At 42.2% G+C, this 20,370-nt stretch carries 16 protein-coding genes, 1 other RNA gene and 1 pseudogene; 2 read left to right on the top strand and 16 right to left on the bottom strand.

Features of this window, described 5'->3' with window-relative positions; translation table 11 throughout:
• Positions 1-324: 324 nt before the first annotated feature.
• Positions 325-1,746: an SLC13 family permease gene (locus EI164_RS08055; protein WP_192519463.1), complete on the bottom strand. Its 1,422-nt coding sequence runs from the start codon at positions 1,744-1,746 to the stop codon at positions 325-327.
• A 448-nt stretch (positions 1,747-2,194) separates the two neighbouring features.
• On the opposite strand from EI164_RS08055, the gene EI164_RS08050 reads away from it, so the two are divergent.
• Positions 2,195-2,362, top strand: a complete 168-nt coding sequence (locus EI164_RS08050; RefSeq protein WP_192519465.1) for a hypothetical protein — start codon at positions 2,195-2,197, stop codon at positions 2,360-2,362.
• 43 nt (positions 2,363-2,405) lie between these two features.
• On the opposite strand, the gene EI164_RS08045 is transcribed toward EI164_RS08050, so the two are convergent.
• Together EI164_RS08045 and EI164_RS08040 are read right to left on the bottom strand one after the other, a co-directional pair.
• Complete coding sequence (locus tag EI164_RS08045; RefSeq protein WP_192519462.1) at positions 2,406-3,101, bottom strand: YoaK family protein; 696 nt, start codon at positions 3,099-3,101, stop codon at positions 2,406-2,408.
• Between the two features lie 135 nt (positions 3,102-3,236).
• A complete protein-coding gene (locus EI164_RS08040) occupies positions 3,237-4,043 on the bottom strand; it encodes an enoyl-ACP reductase (RefSeq protein WP_192519461.1) in 807 nt (268 codons plus the stop codon).
• A 371-nt stretch (positions 4,044-4,414) separates the two neighbouring features.
• Here EI164_RS08040 and folE point away from each other — a divergent pair, with 371 nt between their 5' ends.
• Positions 4,415-5,011 (top strand): GTP cyclohydrolase I FolE, encoded by a 597-nt coding sequence (folE, locus tag EI164_RS08035; RefSeq protein ID WP_225739182.1) that lies wholly within the window; start codon positions 4,415-4,417, stop codon positions 5,009-5,011.
• Positions 5,012-5,391: 380 nt separating this feature from the next.
• Here the strand turns inward: folE and msrB are convergent, their stop codons facing one another.
• The 13 genes and pseudogenes from msrB to EI164_RS07970 all read right to left on the bottom strand — a co-directional run.
• Positions 5,392-6,609 (bottom strand): peptide-methionine (R)-S-oxide reductase MsrB, encoded by a 1,218-nt coding sequence (msrB, locus tag EI164_RS08030; RefSeq protein ID WP_192519459.1) that lies wholly within the window; start codon positions 6,607-6,609, stop codon positions 5,392-5,394.
• 133 nt (positions 6,610-6,742) lie between these two features.
• A complete protein-coding gene (locus tag EI164_RS08025) occupies positions 6,743-8,413 on the bottom strand; it encodes an ABC transporter ATP-binding protein (protein WP_192519458.1) in 1,671 nt (556 codons plus the stop codon).
• A gap of 1 nt (position 8,414) precedes the next feature.
• Entirely contained in the window at positions 8,415-9,497 is a 1,083-nt protein-coding gene (locus tag EI164_RS08020; protein WP_225739181.1) for an ABC transporter permease, read from the bottom strand.
• 11 nt (positions 9,498-9,508) lie between these two features.
• Positions 9,509-10,579, bottom strand: a complete 1,071-nt coding sequence (gene yejB, locus EI164_RS08015; RefSeq protein WP_192519457.1) for a microcin C ABC transporter permease YejB — start codon at positions 10,577-10,579, stop codon at positions 9,509-9,511.
• Positions 10,580-10,627: 48 nt separating this feature from the next.
• Positions 10,628-11,407: a hydroxyacylglutathione hydrolase gene (gloB, locus tag EI164_RS08010; protein ID WP_192519456.1), complete on the bottom strand. Its 780-nt coding sequence runs from the start codon at positions 11,405-11,407 to the stop codon at positions 10,628-10,630.
• A gap of 136 nt (positions 11,408-11,543) precedes the next feature.
• Positions 11,544-13,382, bottom strand: a complete 1,839-nt coding sequence (locus EI164_RS08005; RefSeq protein WP_192519455.1) for an extracellular solute-binding protein — start codon at positions 13,380-13,382, stop codon at positions 11,544-11,546.
• Between the two features lie 273 nt (positions 13,383-13,655).
• Entirely contained in the window at positions 13,656-14,780 is a 1,125-nt protein-coding gene (serC, locus tag EI164_RS08000; RefSeq protein ID WP_192519454.1) for a 3-phosphoserine/phosphohydroxythreonine transaminase, read from the bottom strand.
• Between the two features lie 171 nt (positions 14,781-14,951).
• Positions 14,952-15,812, bottom strand: coding sequence for a hypothetical protein (locus tag EI164_RS07995; protein ID WP_192519453.1), 861 nt, complete (start codon positions 15,810-15,812; stop codon positions 14,952-14,954).
• A gap of 133 nt (positions 15,813-15,945) precedes the next feature.
• Positions 15,946-18,804 carry a M48 family metalloprotease gene (locus tag EI164_RS07990; RefSeq protein WP_192519452.1) on the bottom strand — a complete coding sequence of 953 codons (2,859 nt, stop codon included), beginning with the start codon at positions 18,802-18,804 and terminating at the stop codon, positions 15,946-15,948.
• Between the two features lie 89 nt (positions 18,805-18,893).
• Entirely contained in the window at positions 18,894-19,490 is a 597-nt protein-coding gene (locus EI164_RS07985; RefSeq protein ID WP_192519451.1) for a LemA family protein, read from the bottom strand.
• A gap of 319 nt (positions 19,491-19,809) precedes the next feature.
• Positions 19,810-19,906, bottom strand: an RNA gene (gene ffs, locus EI164_RS07980) — signal recognition particle sRNA small type.
• Positions 19,907-19,982: 76 nt separating this feature from the next.
• Entirely contained in the window at positions 19,983-20,285 is a 303-nt protein-coding gene (locus EI164_RS07975; protein ID WP_192519450.1) for a hypothetical protein, read from the bottom strand.
• Positions 20,282-20,370: pseudogene (locus EI164_RS07970) on the bottom strand (IS5/IS1182 family transposase); the annotation flags it as partial. The pseudogene EI164_RS07970 and the gene EI164_RS07975, both read right to left, overlap by 4 nt.

Here is a 20,370-nt window from a genome sequence, read left to right as displayed (position 1 = left end):
GAGTAAGGCGTTGCTTATTTTTTTCAATGTTTTCTCAATTCTATACAGCCCCTAGTTATTTCACTATAAAAATATCACAGCCTTAACCTCCCTTGAAGTATCACGTATATATCTGCGCTTGATTGTTTTGTACTACTTTTAAATTGAATCAACTATAAGCCATATCCCCAATCTAAATGATAAATGGGCTAAAAACCTCAAAAAACAAAAAGCCCGATGCCTAAGAATAACTTAAAGCATCGAGCTTTGTTCTATAACTGTATTTTACAACTATGTTTTACGGCTATATTACTAACTAAACTATAGTAAGCATTCGTAGCTAAGTTATATTAAGAAAAAATATGCCCACAGTCCTACCACACAAGTGGCAATGATATTAAGAATAATACCCGTACGAACCATCTCTGTCTGCTTGATAAGTCCTGTACCAAACACAATCGCATTTGGCGGCGTCGCAACTGGTAGCATAAAGGCGCACGATGCACCAATACCAATGACCAATACTAATACTTCATGCGGTAATCCCATCTGCTCAGCGATAGCAGCGAATACTGGCACCAACAGTGCAGCAGAGGCAGTATTAGAAGCGAACTCGGTTAAAAAGATAATAAATGCAGATATCGCAATCATCACCATTAGTAATGGTGCAGCGGACAATGCATTAGCAACCGTTTCACCAAGTACTAAAGACGCACCTGAGACTTTCAAGACTGTCGATAGTGCAATACCGCCACCGAACAGCATGAGCACGCCCCAATCAGTATTATCAGAAACTTGCTTCCATGATACCAACCCTAAGCTCACTACCGCTGCTGCCGCTGACAAAGCAATAATAGCGTCCGTATCACTAATATCTAATGCAGCACCGATTTTTTTGGAAAATATCCAGCTCAATGCAGTCACAATAAAGACAATAATAGTCACCACACGCGGCTTATTCCACGCAATAGGCTCGTCTTCCGTCAGTGTTATCTTACGATTCAGATTGGGTTTCAGGAACAAATACATCGCACCCAATAATAGTGGCAGTAACACCAACATCATCGGTATACCAAACTTCATCCAATCAACAAACGCAATATCAAGCGCTTTGGCTGCAATCGCATTAGGCGGTGAACCAACAATCGTACCCAAGCCACCAAGGCTTGCTGAGTACGCGATACCCAGTAGCACAAACACAAATGTACCGCGATCTTTTTCACGATCAACTTGCGTTAAAATACCCAGCGCCAATGGCAACATCATCGCTGCCGTGGCGGTATTTGATATCCACATTGACAAAAATGCCGTCACACCAAATATCAAAAATACGGCAGTACTAAGCTTACCACCTGACATCGATAGAATCTTTAATGCAATTTTTTTGTCCAACTGTTGCACATGCAGCGCTGCAGCTAAAGCAAAACCACCGAAGAACAAATAAATAGTCGGACTAGCAAAGCTCTGTAAACCAATTTTGGCGTTGAAATCTGGGATACCAATCAACGCACCCACTACAACCACTAATAGCGCTGTAATTGTAACGTGCAGTGCTTCTGTTAGCCAAAGCACACCAATGAAAAACAACAATGCAAGACCTTTATTAGCATTGATATCAAATGGCAAAACATTATAGATAATCATAGCGACAATCGCCGCAATAGCGACAACCACTAGCCCTTTACCAGTTCCTTTTGGAAAGGTATCGGTAAATAAATACTCATTGCCATCACTAGGTAGATGGCTGTCTAGTTTTTGTTCTGACATAAAACGTCCTTATTTACTCAAAGACAATGTGAAAATACCTTACATTGAATGGGCACTGTAGTAATCACTTTGTCACTTACCCAAAAAAATACGTGGCTATCATAACAGATATATAACAGAAAAATGACTTGACGAAGAACTTAATAAGTTCCTATCACATTATTATGTTGATAAAAAATCAAGACCCAGATTAGAACAATCAGTGCCTGCATCGTATTCAACTTATATAAACTTGCTAATACTAATGCCAAATAAAATCAGTTAAAACAATAGTGATGTTGGTTACACACCGTCACTAAACATGCTCACACTCTACCTGTACAAGAATACCTCGGACTCTCATACTTACTATCAGTTCAAATTAAACACTAAATATCAATGGTAAAATTCACGAACATATTTCCACTAGATTTTACGCCAGAAAGTTAATAAAAACAAACAGGAGCACATGATGACGAACGCAAGTAAAACAGATTCAACCACTAAGATGGCACCTAAGGACATCAATCAAGACGGTTTAGCCAAAGAAGATCAGCAACGTACTGATGATTCTGCACTTGATATGATGCAAGGTATGCATGAACATGAAGATCATAAAGAAGAAGGTAATAAATAAGTTACCGCTTTACGTTTACAGTAAAAATAATAGGCGCTTATCATTATGATGAGTGCTTTTCTCGTCTTGGCTCTCTTTTTTCTGGTAAATGACCTGAAGCATAATTATATAAAAACGCTGCTGTCAGTACAATTGTAATAGGTACCAATAACGCACCATAACCCACTTTGGCATACATAAATGCTCCTACCGCGCTCCCACCGCAAAAGCAATACCAAATAATCGCTTGAAACCCCAGTGTTGGCTTACTGATCGAGCGACCCGCTAGCCAATTACCTATTGCCGCACCCATGTCTGAGGTCAACCCTGTCAAGTGGGTGGTACGAATAACAGCGCCACTATAAGTAGCGACCATTGCATTCTGCAAGCCGCACGCCATCGCAGCCGCTAACTGTCCTAAATAATCGTGCTGTTGGTATAGCCAATAGCTAATCACTAGTAATAGCGCTTCTATATATAGCGCTTTTCCATAACCTTTACCTAGTTTTAATGAGGCTTGTCCAATAACAAAACCGCTCAATATAGCACCTGCTAAAAAAGAAAGTAACAACGCACCAATATACAAAATACTGTGTACATCTAAATAAGCAATCGCCGATGCAAATAAGCTGACATTACCCGTGACATGCGAAACCGACAAATTAGCAAAACCCATCAATGCTGCCGTGTTGACACAGCCAGCACTAAAGGCAAGCACCGCACCACCCCACAATATCCACCTTGGTAATTTAGTTATCATATCTACTACCTAAAGACTGAACTAAAAACAGCACATAGTATAACTAAAAAAGGCAACCAATTGGCTGCCTCCTTTATTTCTTAAACATTATTTTCAGACGACATTACTAGGATGTGCCCTCATTACAGCAACCAATTACTTTGGTTCGTCTAGCATCATTAACTGCTCGCTGATAGCAACGGTATTGAAGCCTGCATCTACAAACATGATTTCGCCAGTAATACCAGAAGCCCATGGTGATAGCAAGAACAATGCCGCATTACCCACCTCTGTCTGAGTGATATTGCGCTGTAATGGCGCGATTTTTTCACTGATATCAAGCATTTTACGGAATGATTTGATACCACTAGCCGCTAACGTACGGATAGGACCTGCTGAAATAGCATTAACTCGGATGCCTTCACCGCCCATAGAGGTGGCAAGATAGCGAACACTGGCTTCCAAACTGGCCTTAGCCATACCCATGACATTATAGTTTGGTAACACTGAAATACTACCTTCATAAGTCAATGTCAGCATAGAACCGTGACGCATGGCTAGCAACTCACGCGCTTCTTTGGCCAATGCCACAAAACTATAGCTTGAGATATCATGCGCAATACTACTGCCCTCACGTGTAGTTGCATTGACAAAATCACCATCGAGTTGATCCATAGGTGCAAAGCCAATCGCGTGTACCACACCATTGATACCATCGCCCCAATGCGCAGTCACTTGCTCAAAACAAGCAGCGATAGAGTCATCAGAGGCTACATCACACTCTAGCACCAAATCCGCTTCGAACTTCTCTGCTGCCATATCCACACGTTTTTTAATTTTGTCATTTGGGTACGTCAAAATCAATGATGCGCCTTCACGATGTAGGGCTTCAGCGATTGCCCAAGCAATAGATAACTTGCTTGCGATTCCAGTTACGACAAATCGTTGTCCTTGCAATAGCATAATTTTTCCTTTTGAATCAATTAAAATTGTTTAACTTAAAAAGTTATTTAGAGTAGTTATTTGGGATAAATAATCAGTGCTAGTAAATCATAAATTAAAGATGGCTTATTATACACGAATTAATTTAAGTAAACAGTCGTAAACTGTATTGACTTACACGACTTTGCTATCCAACAATTACCCTATCATGCCACCTAATATAGATAAAACGACTAACTGCTAGCCATAGCAGTATGAAGTTAAGCAGATTTCAAGTATAATCACAGCCCTTCCCAGCTTGCACAATTTTTATAAAAATCCTTTAAAACCATTGTTTGTAAACAAGGATTTAGCGTTAAGCTACACCCACATTTTGGATGGCTGCCAAACTTATGAGTAACACCCCAACAATAACATCAGAATACCAAGAAAGTATTGAGTCTTATCGTCAATTGATCGGCTCAACTGGTGAAGACTTGAATCGTCCAGGTCTTGAAGAAACACCCATGCGTGCCGCGAAAGCCTTTAATCACTTAACACAAGGCTATCATCAAAACTTAGACGAAGTCGTCAACGATGCGTTATTTCCATCGAGCAATCGTGAGCTCGTATTGGTACAGAATATCGAGTTTTATTCATTGTGCGAACATCATATGCTACCCTTTCATGGTATTGCGCATATAGGCTATTTACCCAATGGTCAAGTTTTAGGTTTGTCAAAGTTTGCTCGTATCGTCGATATGTTTGCCCGTCGTTTACAAGTTCAGGAAAACCTGAGCGAACAGATAGCACAAACCATTATGGACGTCACTGGCTGTCGCGGGGTCGCGGTAGTGATGGATGCAGCACACATGTGTATGATGATGCGCGGTGTTAGCAAGCAACACTCCACCACACGTACGATGTCCATGCTGGGTGAGTTCGTTCATGATAATCAAGCACGTACGGAATTTTTGGGTGCAATACCTAAGCGTCAGCCTGCATTTTGATTGCTAAGATTAGGGTCTGTTGAACATTAAAATGTGGTACTGGCAGTAGCTATTTTTTGCCAATACGCAGTGAAATTTTTGATACCTAGTCGTTCTAGGTTAGATAATTTCGCCATGTATTGGCAAAAAATAGCCCTGCCCTGAAAGGCTGAGGCTAAAATCACCCCAAACGTTGTTATAAACCTAGCCAAGGTCTCGACATTATCGTCGGTTTACGCCTAGTTTGATGCGATTTTAGCGATCAGCAGTCCTAATATTTGAATGTTCAACAGACCCTAATTAAGTATTAAAAACCACACTAGAAACAATGTTAGACATAATATTACAAACAAAGAAAAGGACGCTAATGCGTCCTTTTCTTATTTTAGTTTTATCAATATTTAAGAAGCGATTGGCGTTACTTCATCGATCCAATCACCGTAACCTTCTTTTTCCATGTCTGCCAATGGAATGAAACGCAGCGAGGCTGAATTCATACAATAACGCTTACCTGTCGGTGCAGGGCCATCATCAAATACATGGCCTAGATGCGAGTCAGCATAGCGGCTGCGTATCTCGGTACGAACAGAGAATATACCTCTATCTTCTTTTTCAACGACCATGTCTGTACTCAATGGACGAGTAAAACTTGGCCAACCTGTTCCAGATTTGTATTTATCGCGAGAAGAATACAGTGGCTCACCCGATATCACATCGACATATAGACCAGATTCTTTGTTATCCCAATATTCATTATCAAAAGCGCGCTCAGTACCTTCTTCTTGAGTAACTTTGTACTGAATATCATTAAGCGATTTTTTCAATTCGCTTTGTGCAGGCTTTACAAACGTATCCACATTAAAGCCAGTCGTCATCTTAGTATTTGTAGAGCTGGCTGAAACATTACTGTTTTCTACGCTATCTGCATCAGGTTTAAATTGGCTAAAGTCTAACTGATAGTTTTTACCATAGACGCTTTCGATAAACTGATAACGACCAGAATTAAAAGTATAGGCTTTATAGCGAATTGGATTCTTTTTATAATAGTCCTGATGATACTCTTCTGCTGGATAAAAAGTACTGACAGGAACAATTTCTATCACCACAGGCTTCTCATACACACCAGAATCTTGTAATGCCTGTTTTGCCGCTTCTGCTGTTTGTTTTTCTTGCTGATTATTATAAAAGATAGCAGGACGATACTGGGTACCGCGGTCTACATACTGACCTTCAGCGTCAGTGGGATCAGCGATACGCCATAATGCCTGTACTATACCCTCATAGGTGATTTCCGTAGGATCATAGTAAACCTGCGCCGCTTCAGTATGGCCAGTGCCACCCGCTGATACTTGTTTGTATGTTGGGTTTTCGGTCTCACCACCTGTGTAACCTGAGACTACTTCTACCACACCAGGAATCTTCTCATAACCCGCTTCGACACACCAAAAACAACCACCAGCTACTGTCGCCACTGCCAAATTAGGATCTGTCGGTGCATAAGGGTTTTCAGACGTTGGCGTGGTCTTTGCCGTCGTTTCAGTGGCTGCACAGCCCACAAAAAGAGTACTGCTTACTGCCACTACAACAGCAGCAACTCTGGTTTGTAATGTGCGGTTCATCAGGATTTCCTAAGAGTAATGTTGTGTGTACAATTATAATAACTCGGTTATGTGACTACAATACGCCTGTTTTGTTATAAAAATTTAACGTGATTTAAATATTACGTAATTTAACTAAACAATAGTTTTTGAATTACGTGTGACTTGCCTGTATTAGATGCTGAGTGTAAATATGTTTAGGATTATTAAAGATATTTTCAGTCTGTCCAGACTCCACGCACACACCATGTTTTAGTACCATTATCTGTTGACATAACGCACGCACTACTTTTAGATCGTGGCTGATGAATACATAGCTAATTTGCAATTTTTCCTGAATTTCACGTAGTAATCTCACCACAGTCACCTGCGTGGTGCTATCAAGTGCAGAAGTCGGTTCATCTAGTATTAATAAACTTGGCTGCATTATCAGTGCCCGTGCTAGTGCCACACGCTGCCGTTGACCGCCTGACAGCTCATGCGGATAACGTTGTGCAAACTCGATAGGCAGGTGCACAGTAGCCAGACTCTCTATGACTGCCTGCTGACGAGCGATCTTGTCGACACCCTGTACTAGCAATCCTTCCTCAACGATTTGCATCACTGTCATACGAGGATTGATACTGGCAAACGGATCTTGAAACACCATTTGAATTTGTGAGCGAAAATGACGCATCTCACGTTTTGATAATGCCTCAATATCTTGTCCATTGACCATTATTTGCCCACTGACACGCGCTTGATTAGCGAGTAGCTGACTTAAGGCTAGTGCTGTCGTTGTTTTTCCAGAGCCAGACTCCCCTACAATACCCAATGCTTGACCTTTCAATAACGTCATATCCAAATCATTAACTGCATCAAACCAACGCTTCGTACCACCAAACAGTTTTTTTTCAATCGGGAACTGTATCTGTAGATTTCTGACTGCCAATACGACAGCTGGTGAATCTTCACTATCAACCACCAAATTCAGTGCATGTCCAAAGTCCTGCTGAATAAGCGTGCGCGTATATTCCGCTTTGGGTTTGCTAAACACAGTAGCCGTTTTACCTTGTTCAATCGTCTTTCCTTGACGCATAACGATGACATCGTCACTATAACGCCTGACTAAGTTGAGGTCATGACTAATCAGTAGCATTGCCATATTATGCTGACGCTTAAGCTTGTTCAACAGATCCAAAATCTCATGCTGCAACGTCACATCAAGCGCAGTCGTCGGCTCATCAGCAATTAAAATATCGGGCTGCTGCGCCAATGCCATCGCAATCATAACGCGCTGTCGTTGACCACCTGACAACTCATGCGGATAACGGTCTAACTTATCGGCAGCATCAGCAATATTGACATCATCAAGCAAAGCAATACTTTTTTCTCTCCATTGCTTTTTTGGAACACCACTTAAACGCAGTGACTCGGCAATTTGTTTGGCTACGCTATGTAACGGATTAAGAGCTGTCATTGGCTCTTGAAATACCATACCTATACGTTGCCCACGGATAGTCCGCAATGCCGTGTTTCGCCCTTTATCCTTGGCTATCGGCAATGTTGTCATGCCTGCTGAACCTGTCAGCTGCACCTTGCCACTAATGACTAAATTGTCCGGTAGTAGTCCTAATAAGGCCAAACTGGAAATAGACTTGCCAGACCCTGACTCACCAACGATGGCTAGCGTTTGCCCTTGTGCTATCTCATAAGACAACTCATCAACCAAAGCCACGCCTGTATCGGTAGAGATATTGAGTCTATCTACTGTCAATATTGCTTTATTTCGTTCGTGACCATGATTTTTATCTGGTCGATTGTTTGGCTCATTAGTTATAGTCATATTAAGAACGTCTCGGATCAAAAGCATCACGCAGTGCTTCACCAACGAATATCAGCAGCGATAAAATAAAGGTTAAACTAAAAAACCCTGATAAGGCCAACCAAGGTGCATCTAGGTTGTTTTTACCTTGTACCATCAACTCACCGAGTGATGGTGAGCCCGGTGGCAAGCCATACCCTAAGAAGTCTAATGACGTCAAAGCGATGACATTGGCTGTTAAGATAAAAGGTAATTGCGATAAGCTTGAGGCCAACGCATTAGGTAAAATATGCTTTAGCATGATGCGACTGTCCGACACCCCAAGATTACGGGCGGCACGCACATAATCAAAGTTACGCGCACGTAAAAACTCCGCTCGTACCAAACCGACTAAGTTCATCCAACCAAACAACAACATCAATGCAAACAGCATAGTAATACTAGGGCTAAAGAGACTCACCAAAATAATAATCATGAACAGTTGAGGCATACCACCCCACACTTCCATAAACCTTTGCCCCACCAAATCCACCCAACCTCCATAATATCCTTGTATCGCACCAACGATGATACCAATCAATGCGCCTACAAGTGTCAATGCCAAACCAAACAATAAAGACACCCGTAATCCATAAATTATCCTCGCCAATACATCGCGCCCCAAATCATCGGTACCAAGCCAGTTTTGAGCGTTGGGCGCTGCTGGATAAGGAATACCCAATTCAACATTGGGCGTCTGATCGGCAAAAGGAATGAGCGGCATAATATAAAAACCCTGATCGTCAATCAAAGCTTGCACCGCAGGATCTTTGTAATTGGCTTCAGTCTCGAACACACCACCAAAAGTCGTTTCAGGATACGCTGTGACTACTGGAAAATAGTAATCGCCTTGATACTGCACTAACAACGGCTTGTCATTGGCAATCACATTGGCAGCCATACAAATAATAAATATCAGCGTAAACATAAACAGTGATACAACGCCTAAACGATTGCGACGGAAACGGTTTAGACGCGCTTGCCAAATAGGATTTAGGCGACGTTTTTTTTGTTTTATTGCTGTAGAAACAGGCGTTTCATTTGAAGATGGCGAATAATTGGACATATTATCTGACATTAGCGCCCCTCAAAATCAATGCGAGGATCAATCAAGTGATAACTTAAATCACTAATTAACTGTAATAATAACCCCACTAAAGTAAATATAAACAAGGTGCCAAATATTACTGGATAATCGCGCTGTTGAATGGCTTCAAAACCAAGCAGACCTAAACCATCTAATTTAAAGATAATCTCAATCAGAAAATTACCCGCAAAGAATATCCCAACGATAGCCGCTGGAATACCTGCAATAATAATTAGCATGGCATTACGAAAAACATGCCCGTACAAAACTTGACGCTCTCCCAAACCTTTAGCACGGGCAGTCAACACATACTGCTTGCCAAGCTCCTCTAAAAAGCTAAACTTGGTCAAATAAGTCAAGCCAGCAAAGCCACCTACCGTACTTGCCAATAGAGGCAACGCCAAATGCCAAAAATAATCCTTCACTTTACCCAGTGCACTGAGTTGGTCAAAGTTTTCTGAGGTAAGGCCTTGTAGCGGAAAAATATTCCAATAGCTGCCCCCAGCAAAGAACACCAATAGTATGATAGCAAAGACAAATACAGGTATCGCATGTCCAATCGCAAGCAGCATAGCCGTTGCTTTATCGATTCCTGAACCATGGTGCATAGCTTTATAGACCCCAAGTGGAATCGCTATCATATAAATCAGCAGCGTACTCCATAACCCAAGCGATATTGATACTGGCAGTTTTTCTACAATCAGGTCGGTTACTGACTGACCTTTAAAAAACGATGTACCAAAATCTAACTGAGCATAATTCTTTAGCATCAACCAAAAACGCTCAGGTGCCGATTTATCAAAGCCATACTGGGCATTGATAGCCGCTACCATGTCTTCTGATAAGCCGCGCGTCCCTTGATAAGTACTGCTATTACCACCTGCACTGCCCGCACCAATATTACCAGCCAGCGCATTGTCTTTTGCGCCTTGCTCAATAAGTGCGAGCTGCTGCTCAACAGGGCCGCCAGGAGCTGCTTGCACAATGACGAAATTTGCGAGCAAGATTAAAAAAAGCGTCGGTAATATCAGCAGCAATCTTTTTAGGATATAACGACCCATAACAGCAGATTCCTAACATAATGAAAGAGACAACAACGGAAAATTTGGCTAAAAATTATTTTTGAGCTCACGTAAAGCGGCAAATACAGTCAAAGACTTATCGTCGTCGAGATTCATTTTAGCCTTCACACCTGCTATCACGCTTGGTTCTTGTGTACGTAAGAATACATTAACCAGACGCTCATGCTCTAGGGTCACAGGCAATGTTGGAATACCTTCTGCTGTTTGTTCCTGTGCATAAGCGAGTGCTTGCTGCATTGCTTCATTAGCGGGTTCAATCGATAGGCCAAAGCGTAAATTGCTGGCCGTATACTCATGTGCAGGATATAACAGCGTCTCAGCCGCTAGACTATTCAAACGCTTAAAGCTGTCATGCAGCTGCTCAATCGTACCAGTAAATACCCGACCACAACCCGCACTAAATAGCGTATCACCGCAGAAGCAATGTTTGAGCCCATCGATATCTAAAACATAGGCTACGTGACTCGCTGTGTGACCATATACGTCCCAAACTTGTGCCGAACAACCCCAAGCACTTACCGTACTGCCGTCTTTGATTGTCTGATCTTCATCGACATTATGCTCAGTATGCGCAACCAAATGCGTCATCGGGTAAGCCTCTTGTAGCTCTTCAACACCGCCAATATGATCGTGATGATGATGCGTGGTCCAAATAGACGTTAGCTCTAGATTGTTTTCTTCTAAGTAGGCAATGACAGGCTCAGCTTGACCTGGATCAATGACAATCGCTTGCTTATTATTTTCATTAATCAATGTCCAGATATAATTGTCATTGAACGCTTTAATCGGGTGGATACGAATACTCATGGTGAATCCTTACGAATAGTTATCTTTGTTGCTTGTTTATCAGATATCTTTGTGAAATGCTTTAACCTTCAAAATTGTTAGCTTTTACCGTTTTAAATAGCTATCGTCTTAAACAGACACTATTTTAAACAGCTACTTACTGCTTTAAATAAGCATTAACGCGCGCTTCTGCTGCCTTATCTGTCCACCAGTAGTCAATACCCACGGCATTGGTAGGCAGTTTTTCAGTGTGACGGTATTGATTCCAATAGGCGACATTGGTACCTGACTTGCCATATAACGGCACCAGATAATAACCTGCCCGTAATAAGCGGTCGAGCACTTGGGTGTATAACACAATCTCATCACGGTTATGAGCGTTGCCTAATTTTTCTATTACCGTATCAATTACCTCATTTTTAATACCCGCTGTGTTTCTATTACCGGCTTGATCGGCAGCCGAACTGCCCCAAAAACCGGCTTGTTCGGCACCTGGAGACAAGCTTTGAGCAAAGACATCAACGACAACGACCATATCATAATCAAAATTGCGCATGCGTTCATAGTATTGCGGGCTATCCACTTGACGCAAGGTCGTGTCAAAACCTAAACGCTTTAAGTTACGAATATAAGGCAACAATACTCGTCCCATGGTTTCGCCTGTCATCAAAATCTCAATTTGAGCGAGCTGTCCATCAGGCTGATATAGCTTCATATCGTTATAGTAAAAGCCAGCATCTAGCAGCAGCTGCCGTGCTTTTAACAACCCTTGACGATTAAAACCCTTTCCGTCGGTAGTGGGTAATTGCCACGCAGCTAATGTTGCCTGACGTTGCACTGGTTCAAGCTTAGCTAATAGAGGAGTAAGTACTGCCATCTCGTCGCCTGATGGTCTACCAGTTGCCGCAAGCTCTGAACCATGAAAGAAGCTCTGCAAACGTTCATACTGTCCATGAAATAAGGTCTTATTCATCCATTCAAAATCATAAGCCGCGGTTAATGCTTGACGAACACGAATGTCTTGAAAGATTGGCCGACGCATATTCATCACCAGACCTTGCATCGCTACTGGATTTTGACTGCTTATCGTCTCTTTGTTAATCAGCCCTGATTTTACCGCAGGGAAGTTATAACCGGTTGCCCAATTAGACGCTTTATTTTCAGGACGGAAACGATATTGACCGGACTTAAAACCTTCAAACGCAATTTCATCACTTTGATAATACACAAACTTAATCATGTCAAAGTTATAACGACCGCGATTGACCATCAGATCACGTCCCCAATAGTTAGGGTCACGCAGATAGCTCACGGAGCGTCCCGCATCGACTCGACCTAGCTTATAAGGGCCACTGCCCATCAGTGGTGTTAACGTGATTTTCTCAAAACCAGTATCGATAGAAGACTTGGCAAAAATAGGAAACTGCCCGACCGTTAACAGAATTTCTTTATTATCAGCAGAAGCAAAGACAAACTTTACTCGTTGCTTATCTACCACTTGAACCTCTTTAATATCTCCCAAATAACTACGGATATACATCGGCCCTTTGTTCAATAGCGCATCAAAAGTGGCTTTAACATCATCGCTAGTGACTGGTGACCCATCCCAAAATCGCGCATCAGAATTGATATGATAAACAATCCAGCTGGTATCATCAGGATCATAAGTGACCTTGCTTGCTAGCTGCGGATACATCGTAAAAGCTTCATTTAATGAGCCCGTCATCAGAGTATCATATAGATAATCTGTACCAGCCATCGCCACACCAGTGGTCATCCACTTATTAGCAGCGTTAAAAGTGCCGCGCGTATCAAGCGATAGCGTACCACCTGTCGGCGCATTTGGATTGGCATATGGCATAAATGGCGCGTCAATATAGTTAGTAGGACTATTATGACCGAGCGCAGTAGTCGTGATTGGTACTGCGTTACTGATAGGCGCCCATCCCACGACAGCTACCAATAACACAGTTTTTAGCATGGTGTTTTTTATCATAATAAAGTTATAACAAGCCCTTGTGCCAAACCAATGAATATATTTAGAATTTTTCTAGAAATTACAGCTCAATGCAAAACTCACTAAAAATGATACGTAACGCAAAATTTCATCATAACAAATTTAAGTTTTTTAACCTAATGGTTTACCGTGTTAAGTACGCTGTCATACAAACGACTGACTTGATAGAAACACAATTGATTAGGGCGTGTTCAATAAAAAAGGCGCAACTCCTAAAAGTTACGCCTTTCACTGTCTAAAGCCAACCTCTATTTAAGCGTGCTTTTTCTCAAACGCTATCATAAAGTCCACCAGTTGCTGTACCCAGTCTAGTGATACGGCATTATAGATACTGGCACGCATACCGCCCACATCACGGTGACCTTTTAGGTTCATCAAACCTGCAGCGGCTGACTCTTCTAAAAACACTTGGTCAAGACTGCTATCTGCCAACGTGAATGGCACATTCATAATAGAACGATGCTGAATGGCTACTGGGTTGTTATAAAAATCGCTGTCATCAATCGTCTTGTAGAGTAAGTCTGCTTTTTGCTGATTAATCTTGCCAATAGCAGCAACGCCGCCCTGCTCTTCTAGCCAATCAAAGACCAGTCCTGCCAAGTACCAAGAATATGTCGCTGGCGTGTTTGACATAGATTGTTTTTCGGCCTGATGCTCGTAGTTCATCAGTAGCGGGCACCACTCACTTGCCTGCCCCAATAAATCTTCACGAATGATCACAATAATCAATCCTGCTGGACCAATGTTTTTTTGCGCACCAGCATAAATCATACCGAACTTAGAAACATCAATCGGTTGTGACAAAATGCAAGAAGACATGTCGGCAATAATAGGCGCATCAACTTGTGGTGGCTCAAATATCTGTAAACCATGAATGGTCTCATTAGCACAATAATGAAAATACGCCGCATCGTCACTCAATTGCCATTCACTTTGATCAGGCACATCGGTAAAGTTACTGTCTTTGCCTGTTGCGACCACATTCGTCTCACCCAAACCCAGTTTGGCATAGCGATCGGCTTCTTTGATTGCCTTGCCTGACCAAGCGCCTGTGGTTAGATAATCTGCGCGTCCGCCATTCAATAGATTCAATGGAATCGCTGAAAACTGTAAGCTGGCACCGCCTTGTAAAAATAGCACTTTATAATTATCTGGAATGTCCATCAACGAACGCAATTTCGATTCCGCTTTTTCGGTAATGGCGACGTACTCTTTACTACGGTGACTGACTTCCATGACCGACATACCACTGCCCTGCCAATCAAGCAGCTCATCTTGCGCGCGTGATAATACAGCAGTCGGTATCGTAGCAGGTCCCGCTGAAAAATTAGGCACACGGTTAGGAGCGGCAGTATTGATAGTTGATGTGGTGGTCATAATCATTATCCTAAATATGATGAAATCATCGTTGTTTGTTGGAGCGTAAAGGTTATTGATTAAAATCACTTTAACAGTGATTTTCGTTGTTTTTATTCTCTAATATCTGTTTTGTTCTTGCCAACAATTTATGCTGATAGTTTATCACCGCACCTATGATGACAAGCCGGCTTAACCAGATAGTTTATCCCAAAGCTGACGTTTTAACCCGCTATCGGCAAGCATCTCATCTAACGTGGGCACAGCAGTAAGTGTCGGATGCTCAAGCCCTTCAGGCAGTTCAGTCAATGCTACTACTTGTATTTCTTCGCTGCGGCCGATTTTAAAGACATATCCTGCAAGGCTGGCGTTGGCAAGCTCAGCGGTATCCATGCCTTCACAAATGGGGAAAGATGTGGCCTCACAAGCGATTGATAGTGCTTGAGTGATGTTTTGCCATAGCTTTTGACTGTCATTATTGAGTGCTTGGATATCAACTAATATTACCCAGTCACCATAGCGCCCTCCTTGCAAGTCAAAAGGGGCTACTTTTTTTAAGCCATCATCGTTGGCTATACTATTAGAAATAGAAAGAGAGGATTGTTCAATAGAAGCCGTTGTTTGCTGCACGATGTGTTCTACTAGGGGTCGAACCGCCACATCAGGAGTACTGCTATCAAAGCTATAATTGACAGGACTTTGTTCATGCGGTTGTGTTAAGCCTGCATCACTAGCATCATGATAATAGTTACTAATAGATTCATCATCAATGACAGCTGATATAGTATCAGCAGATGCTATATTCGACGTTTCAGCGTTCGCAGCAGCATTACTTTGACGTTCAATAATTGGTTGTGCAATGCTCGTAGCAGACGACGCAGTCTGAGCCGACCTATCAACGATAGAGTCAGGAATAGTAGGCGCAGCAATATCTGCCATATCGATAGTGTTGGAGCTTGGCTGTACCCACTGATTGATACCCATCATCGCTAAAATCTGACGCTGCTGCATACGATGTTGCAATACTGTTAGCGGGTCTGCAATGTCACTCATGTTTCTCTACTATCCTACTCGTCTAAAATGGGTTTACAGAATATTTGTATAAAAAACATCAAATAATAACTTCGATCATGCAATATCTAGCCAGCCCAGTACAAGTCAAGCAATGCCTACGCACTTCGCTCATTCAAAACAGCTTGCGAATACCCAACCAGCGATCAGCCAATAGCATCAAACAGTCATACTCATCTTGACTGACTATCGTATCATGTAACATCACGGTATGTAATGTACTCAGCCATTGTTGATAATGGATATAAGTGTAAGAATTATCAGTCACGTTATTATAATCTATTTGATCGCTTCCCTGTTGCTTCTCTTTATCATTATCATCACATGTATCTGCTGTTGTAGCAGATACAAATGTAGGTACAGTCTCTATCAATGCTAATAACTGGATACTGTTCAGGCTCTGCGTGGTTAATAACAGCCATTGTAAGTTTGCATCGCTCACAGCGGCTAAGTCAATATCAATCAATCGTGCATGGCGACGTAAGTCTACAATATAGTGAGTCACACTAGCATCGTTATAGCCGAGCATTGAACTATGGCGCTCTGAGATCATTTGGCCTTTGACATCTTTTGACAAACGATAGGCCAATAGAGCAAGCATCGTTTTTTCCACACTATCCAGTCCGACAAATATCTGACCAGAAGGATCGAGCTGCGCATATATATCGTTTGCACCAGTTTGCAATGTATACTGCCATGACTTACTTTTATCTGCATTCAACGGCTGGTCACCCAGCACCATTGACAGTATCGATAGCAGCGGCTGTAAGTGCAACGCTTGCCATAATGACAAAATAGAATGGGCCTGAGACACATTACTCTTAACATCTGTATTCTCAATATCAGCGCTTTCATCGGTCATCTTATCTGCCAGCACTTTACTTAAGTCAGCGCTCAACTGATGATTGATCAGGGCCATAATACCCTGTTGGTAGCGTGTCAGCATCGTACGATATTTTGCTTGCTGACTATAATCCTGATGGCTTTTATTGCTGTGACTGCTTTCATGCTGCTGACGTAATGTTTCAATCATGCTCGATGATAAGTCATGTTGGCTTAGTTTTTTTAGTGCCGTTGTGATGAGTACGCTATCTAAGCGACGGTCCATTGTCGCCACACTCTCTATCAATTTATTATCTATTGTGTGCGGCAAAATTTTCGTTTGGTTATCACTCTTTGTTATGTTAGTTGTAATTATGGCATCAGTCGCAATCTTGCTCCAAATATCGGCTAAGTCATAAGAAGCCGTCACCTCTAGTGCATGACCTTGATGGCATAGCATCACCGCTTCAATTAAGGCTTGCGCTCCTAGCGGATGATGGCTGTGATTAAGTACATACTGTGGTAATGAGACCTTTTTAATATCATCAATACTGATCAAGTCTGCTACCGGCAAATCACTATCAGGTTGTGCTTGCCACGGTTTTAGCTGTTTAAGAGTACCAATATCTTCTGCTTGCACCTGCAATCGTCCGTCAACAACAACATCTTGTTCGATCACAAACTCAAGGCCTTTCTCTGCCTCTAACTCATTATTCATCTCTTGATTAGATAATGATTGAGATTGAAGTGATTGTTTATTAAGTTTTGCTTTATTGCTTAGGCTATTGGCTGTTATTGCTCCCCAATCGCCAAGCCTGCGCTGCTCGTATATCTCTTTTACCTTTTTTTGATTGATGCGCTTTTCTTTGGCAACTTGGGCAGAAAACTTGTGATAAGCATTCTCATTGATGGCACTCATACGCTCAGACAAACTAGGATGCGTGGCAAACCAAGAGACATCGCCTAAGTCCGTGCCACTGCTGGCAAAGAAAAAATGGCTGAGTCCGTTGATATCAGTAATACCTGTTAATCGTGAACCTAGCGAATCTTGATGAATGGCTTTTAAGGTTTCCATGATCGCAGGAGAGCGTGTCAACTGTACACTGGTCGCATCGGCGAGCAACTCACGCTGACGGTTAAAGCTGTGTTTGATGAGTTGAGCGCTTGCCATACTCGAAAAGCTCATCCCATGCAATAACAACGTCCACACACCACGAGGTGCTTGACGGTCTACTACTGGTTTGTTTTGTAGCCATCTCGATTGAATATTTGCGGTGGCTTGTTGATTTTGTGACTGATTCTGCCAGTACGCCACCCATTCACTATGAGTGGTAAAACTTGCCGTCTGATTTTCAGTACTGCGAGCATGACGATCGATAGATTGTTGTGATAAAACAAAATTTTGATTGACGGTATTATCAAAATAATTGTCATTACCAAAATAACTGTCATTACCGATAGGGTCGCTCCAGTCATACAGTATCTGTAGGCCTGCCAGCACCACCATCAGCTGTAAGTTAAAATTGGCATCACCATGCAAAATATGACCATACTCATGACCAATAAGTCCATACAATGCCTCATCAGACAGTTTATCAAGCGCCCCTTGAGTCACGACCAACACCATATCTTGACTGTGTCGACCCGCCACAAAGCCATTGATGCCTTGCTCCTCGGGGAGCACATACAAAATCGGCATGGTTAAACCCGAGGCAATGGCCAGCTGTTGCGCAATCTCATAATAACGTCGATAGGTTGGCGGAAAATCACGCTCATCACGCACCGCAATATGGCGTGCACTGTAGCGAACCTTTTGCACAGGCTCATGCTGATGAGCAACACCTTGGCTGTGCTCCCAAGCATCTTGACTGTCATCAATAAATAGCCGCACCGCACCAACACGCTGAGCAATAGAGCGACCACCCGCTTTTAAGCGACGATATTCTAAAAAACTACCGCCAGCGAAACTGCCTAGCGTCCAAAGAATGACCAGCACTAGCGCCCAGTGATAAATACCGCCCGTAAATACCGTGAGCAACAGCACCATGACACCAAGTGCCACCGCTATATGCGCAAAGACAATGAGAAAAAATAGCCCATAAAGCAAGAGGCTACGCTGAGTACGTGTGCGCTGTTCACCAAAAAAATCCATCTGATTGTCTTACCTAAACCTTGTATTGCCTAAGCTTTATATTAAATAAACACATAAACGCATGCTAAACACACAAACGCATGTGAATATCAGCCCATATTAACAACAGGTGCTTGAGCAATCGCCTTTCTATCTTCAAACACCAACTGACTTAATGGACGAAAGCCAAAAGTCGTGCTAACCAGATTGTTTGGAAACACTTCGCGATCGTTATTATAAAACATCACACTGTCATTATAATGCTGACGCGCAAAACCAATGCGGTTTTCGGTATTGGTCAACTCATCCATCAGCTCTTTAATCACACTGTCCGCTTTTAGCTCAGGATACGCTTCCACGACAGCGGAAAATTGCCCTAGAGCTTTGGACAACATGCTTTCTGCTTTAGCAAACAATGCCATATGTTCCATTGAATCTGGCTGATGCTTGCTTGAATCTTGCAAGCTTTGGGCATGATTACGTGCATCAATTACACGAGTGAGCGTCTCTTCTTCATGCGTCAAATAACGCTTAGCCGTTTCCACTAGATTTGGAATCAAGTCATGGCGACGTTTTAGCTGAACATCAATCTGAGAAAAACCATTTTTTGCTTGGTTACGCGCACGTACCAATTTATTAAATATAGATACCCCAAATACAACCAATATCACCACAACTGCAATAAACAGCCAAACAAACATTTTCATAATAGGATTCCACAACGTTTCGTATTGTTATTAGGGCATGTTGTACAGTCACTTCTGGAGTTAGAACCTACATCCATCATAGACAAACATTCAACACACGCTAATGTTACTAAAAAGTTAATATATTGTATTTTAACCCATATTAATCAATGAAACTTCATTAATCACTGAAATCCTGAAATCAAATAAGAAATCGAACGATAAAACGAATAAAATTCACGCAAAAAAAAGCCCTTTACAATGAAGGGCTTAATACATAATACGAGTATTTCTGACTGATTATAAAACCAATTATCAAATTTTAGGCAAAAAAAAGCGACTCCAAAAGCACATCCTCGGCACACACTGTGACTATTACCGTTGCTACCTTCCGGTCCTGGCGGGATTCATAGAACAATGTTGCGAGGCTACCAATGGAGCCACCAGATGCAAATTATACAAGGATTTTTTTATTTTGCAACCCCTGTTATAACATTGAGGTTAATAAATCATTTATAGCGCCCAGTTAAACGATGTTTTTTCTTCAGACACTGACCAAAGCTTGGTGGCTAGCGTCTCATCCAAAGCGACTTTATCTAATGGACACATTCCAATAGCCCCAACGGTTTGCGCGCGCTTTGTAGGCCCATAAAGCCTTTGTTGTTCAAGACCTGATTGCGTGGCACACATTACCTCGGGCCATGATCCTTTTTCAGCCGACTGGGCGATGAAGCGAGACGCAACTACCGCATCACCTGACAATCCTCTTATGGGCGTATATATCTCATTAGACACTAGGGTGTGTATAGAATTCAAATCAGGGGCAACCAGATAAAGACACAAGCGAGCATTACCGCTGCTGCATAGCTATCTTTGAGCTTATCATATCGCGTGGCAATGC

It is taken from the genome of Psychrobacter sp. FME13, from assembly GCF_014861395.1.
In the GTDB taxonomy this organism is placed as follows: Bacteria; Pseudomonadota; Gammaproteobacteria; order Pseudomonadales; family Moraxellaceae; genus Psychrobacter.
This window is presented reverse-complemented; position numbering and strand designations above follow the sequence as displayed.

Excerpts from the sequence above, each read along its gene's own strand:
- EI164_RS08020 (WP_225739181.1), bottom strand. The coding sequence starts at position 9,497 with ATGTCCAATTATTCGCCATCTTCAAATGAAACGCCTGTTTCTACAGCA.
- EI164_RS08005 (WP_192519455.1), bottom strand. The coding sequence starts at position 13,382 with ATGATAAAAAACACCATGCTAAAAACTGTGTTATTGGTAGCTGTCGTG.
- EI164_RS07990 (WP_192519452.1), bottom strand. The coding sequence starts at position 18,804 with ATGGATTTTTTTGGTGAACAGCGCACACGTACTCAGCGTAGCCTCTTG.
- folE (WP_225739182.1), top strand. The coding sequence starts at position 4,415 with ATGAGTAACACCCCAACAATAACATCAGAATACCAAGAAAGTATTGAG.
- msrB (WP_192519459.1), bottom strand. The coding sequence starts at position 6,609 with ATGAACCGCACATTACAAACCAGAGTTGCTGCTGTTGTAGTGGCAGTA.
- yejB (WP_192519457.1), bottom strand. The coding sequence starts at position 10,579 with ATGGGTCGTTATATCCTAAAAAGATTGCTGCTGATATTACCGACGCTT.
- EI164_RS08055 (WP_192519463.1), bottom strand. The coding sequence starts at position 1,746 with ATGTCAGAACAAAAACTAGACAGCCATCTACCTAGTGATGGCAATGAG.
- EI164_RS08045 (WP_192519462.1), bottom strand. The coding sequence starts at position 3,101 with ATGATAACTAAATTACCAAGGTGGATATTGTGGGGTGGTGCGGTGCTT.
- serC (WP_192519454.1), bottom strand. The coding sequence starts at position 14,780 with ATGACCACCACATCAACTATCAATACTGCCGCTCCTAACCGTGTGCCT.
- EI164_RS07985 (WP_192519451.1), bottom strand. The coding sequence starts at position 19,490 with ATGAAAATGTTTGTTTGGCTGTTTATTGCAGTTGTGGTGATATTGGTT.
- EI164_RS08025 (WP_192519458.1), bottom strand. The coding sequence starts at position 8,413 with ATGACTATAACTAATGAGCCAAACAATCGACCAGATAAAAATCATGGT.
- EI164_RS07995 (WP_192519453.1), bottom strand. The coding sequence starts at position 15,812 with ATGAGTGACATTGCAGACCCGCTAACAGTATTGCAACATCGTATGCAG.
- EI164_RS08050 (WP_192519465.1), top strand. The coding sequence starts at position 2,195 with ATGATGACGAACGCAAGTAAAACAGATTCAACCACTAAGATGGCACCT.
- gloB (WP_192519456.1), bottom strand. The coding sequence starts at position 11,407 with ATGAGTATTCGTATCCACCCGATTAAAGCGTTCAATGACAATTATATC.
- EI164_RS08040 (WP_192519461.1), bottom strand. The coding sequence starts at position 4,043 with ATGCTATTGCAAGGACAACGATTTGTCGTAACTGGAATCGCAAGCAAG.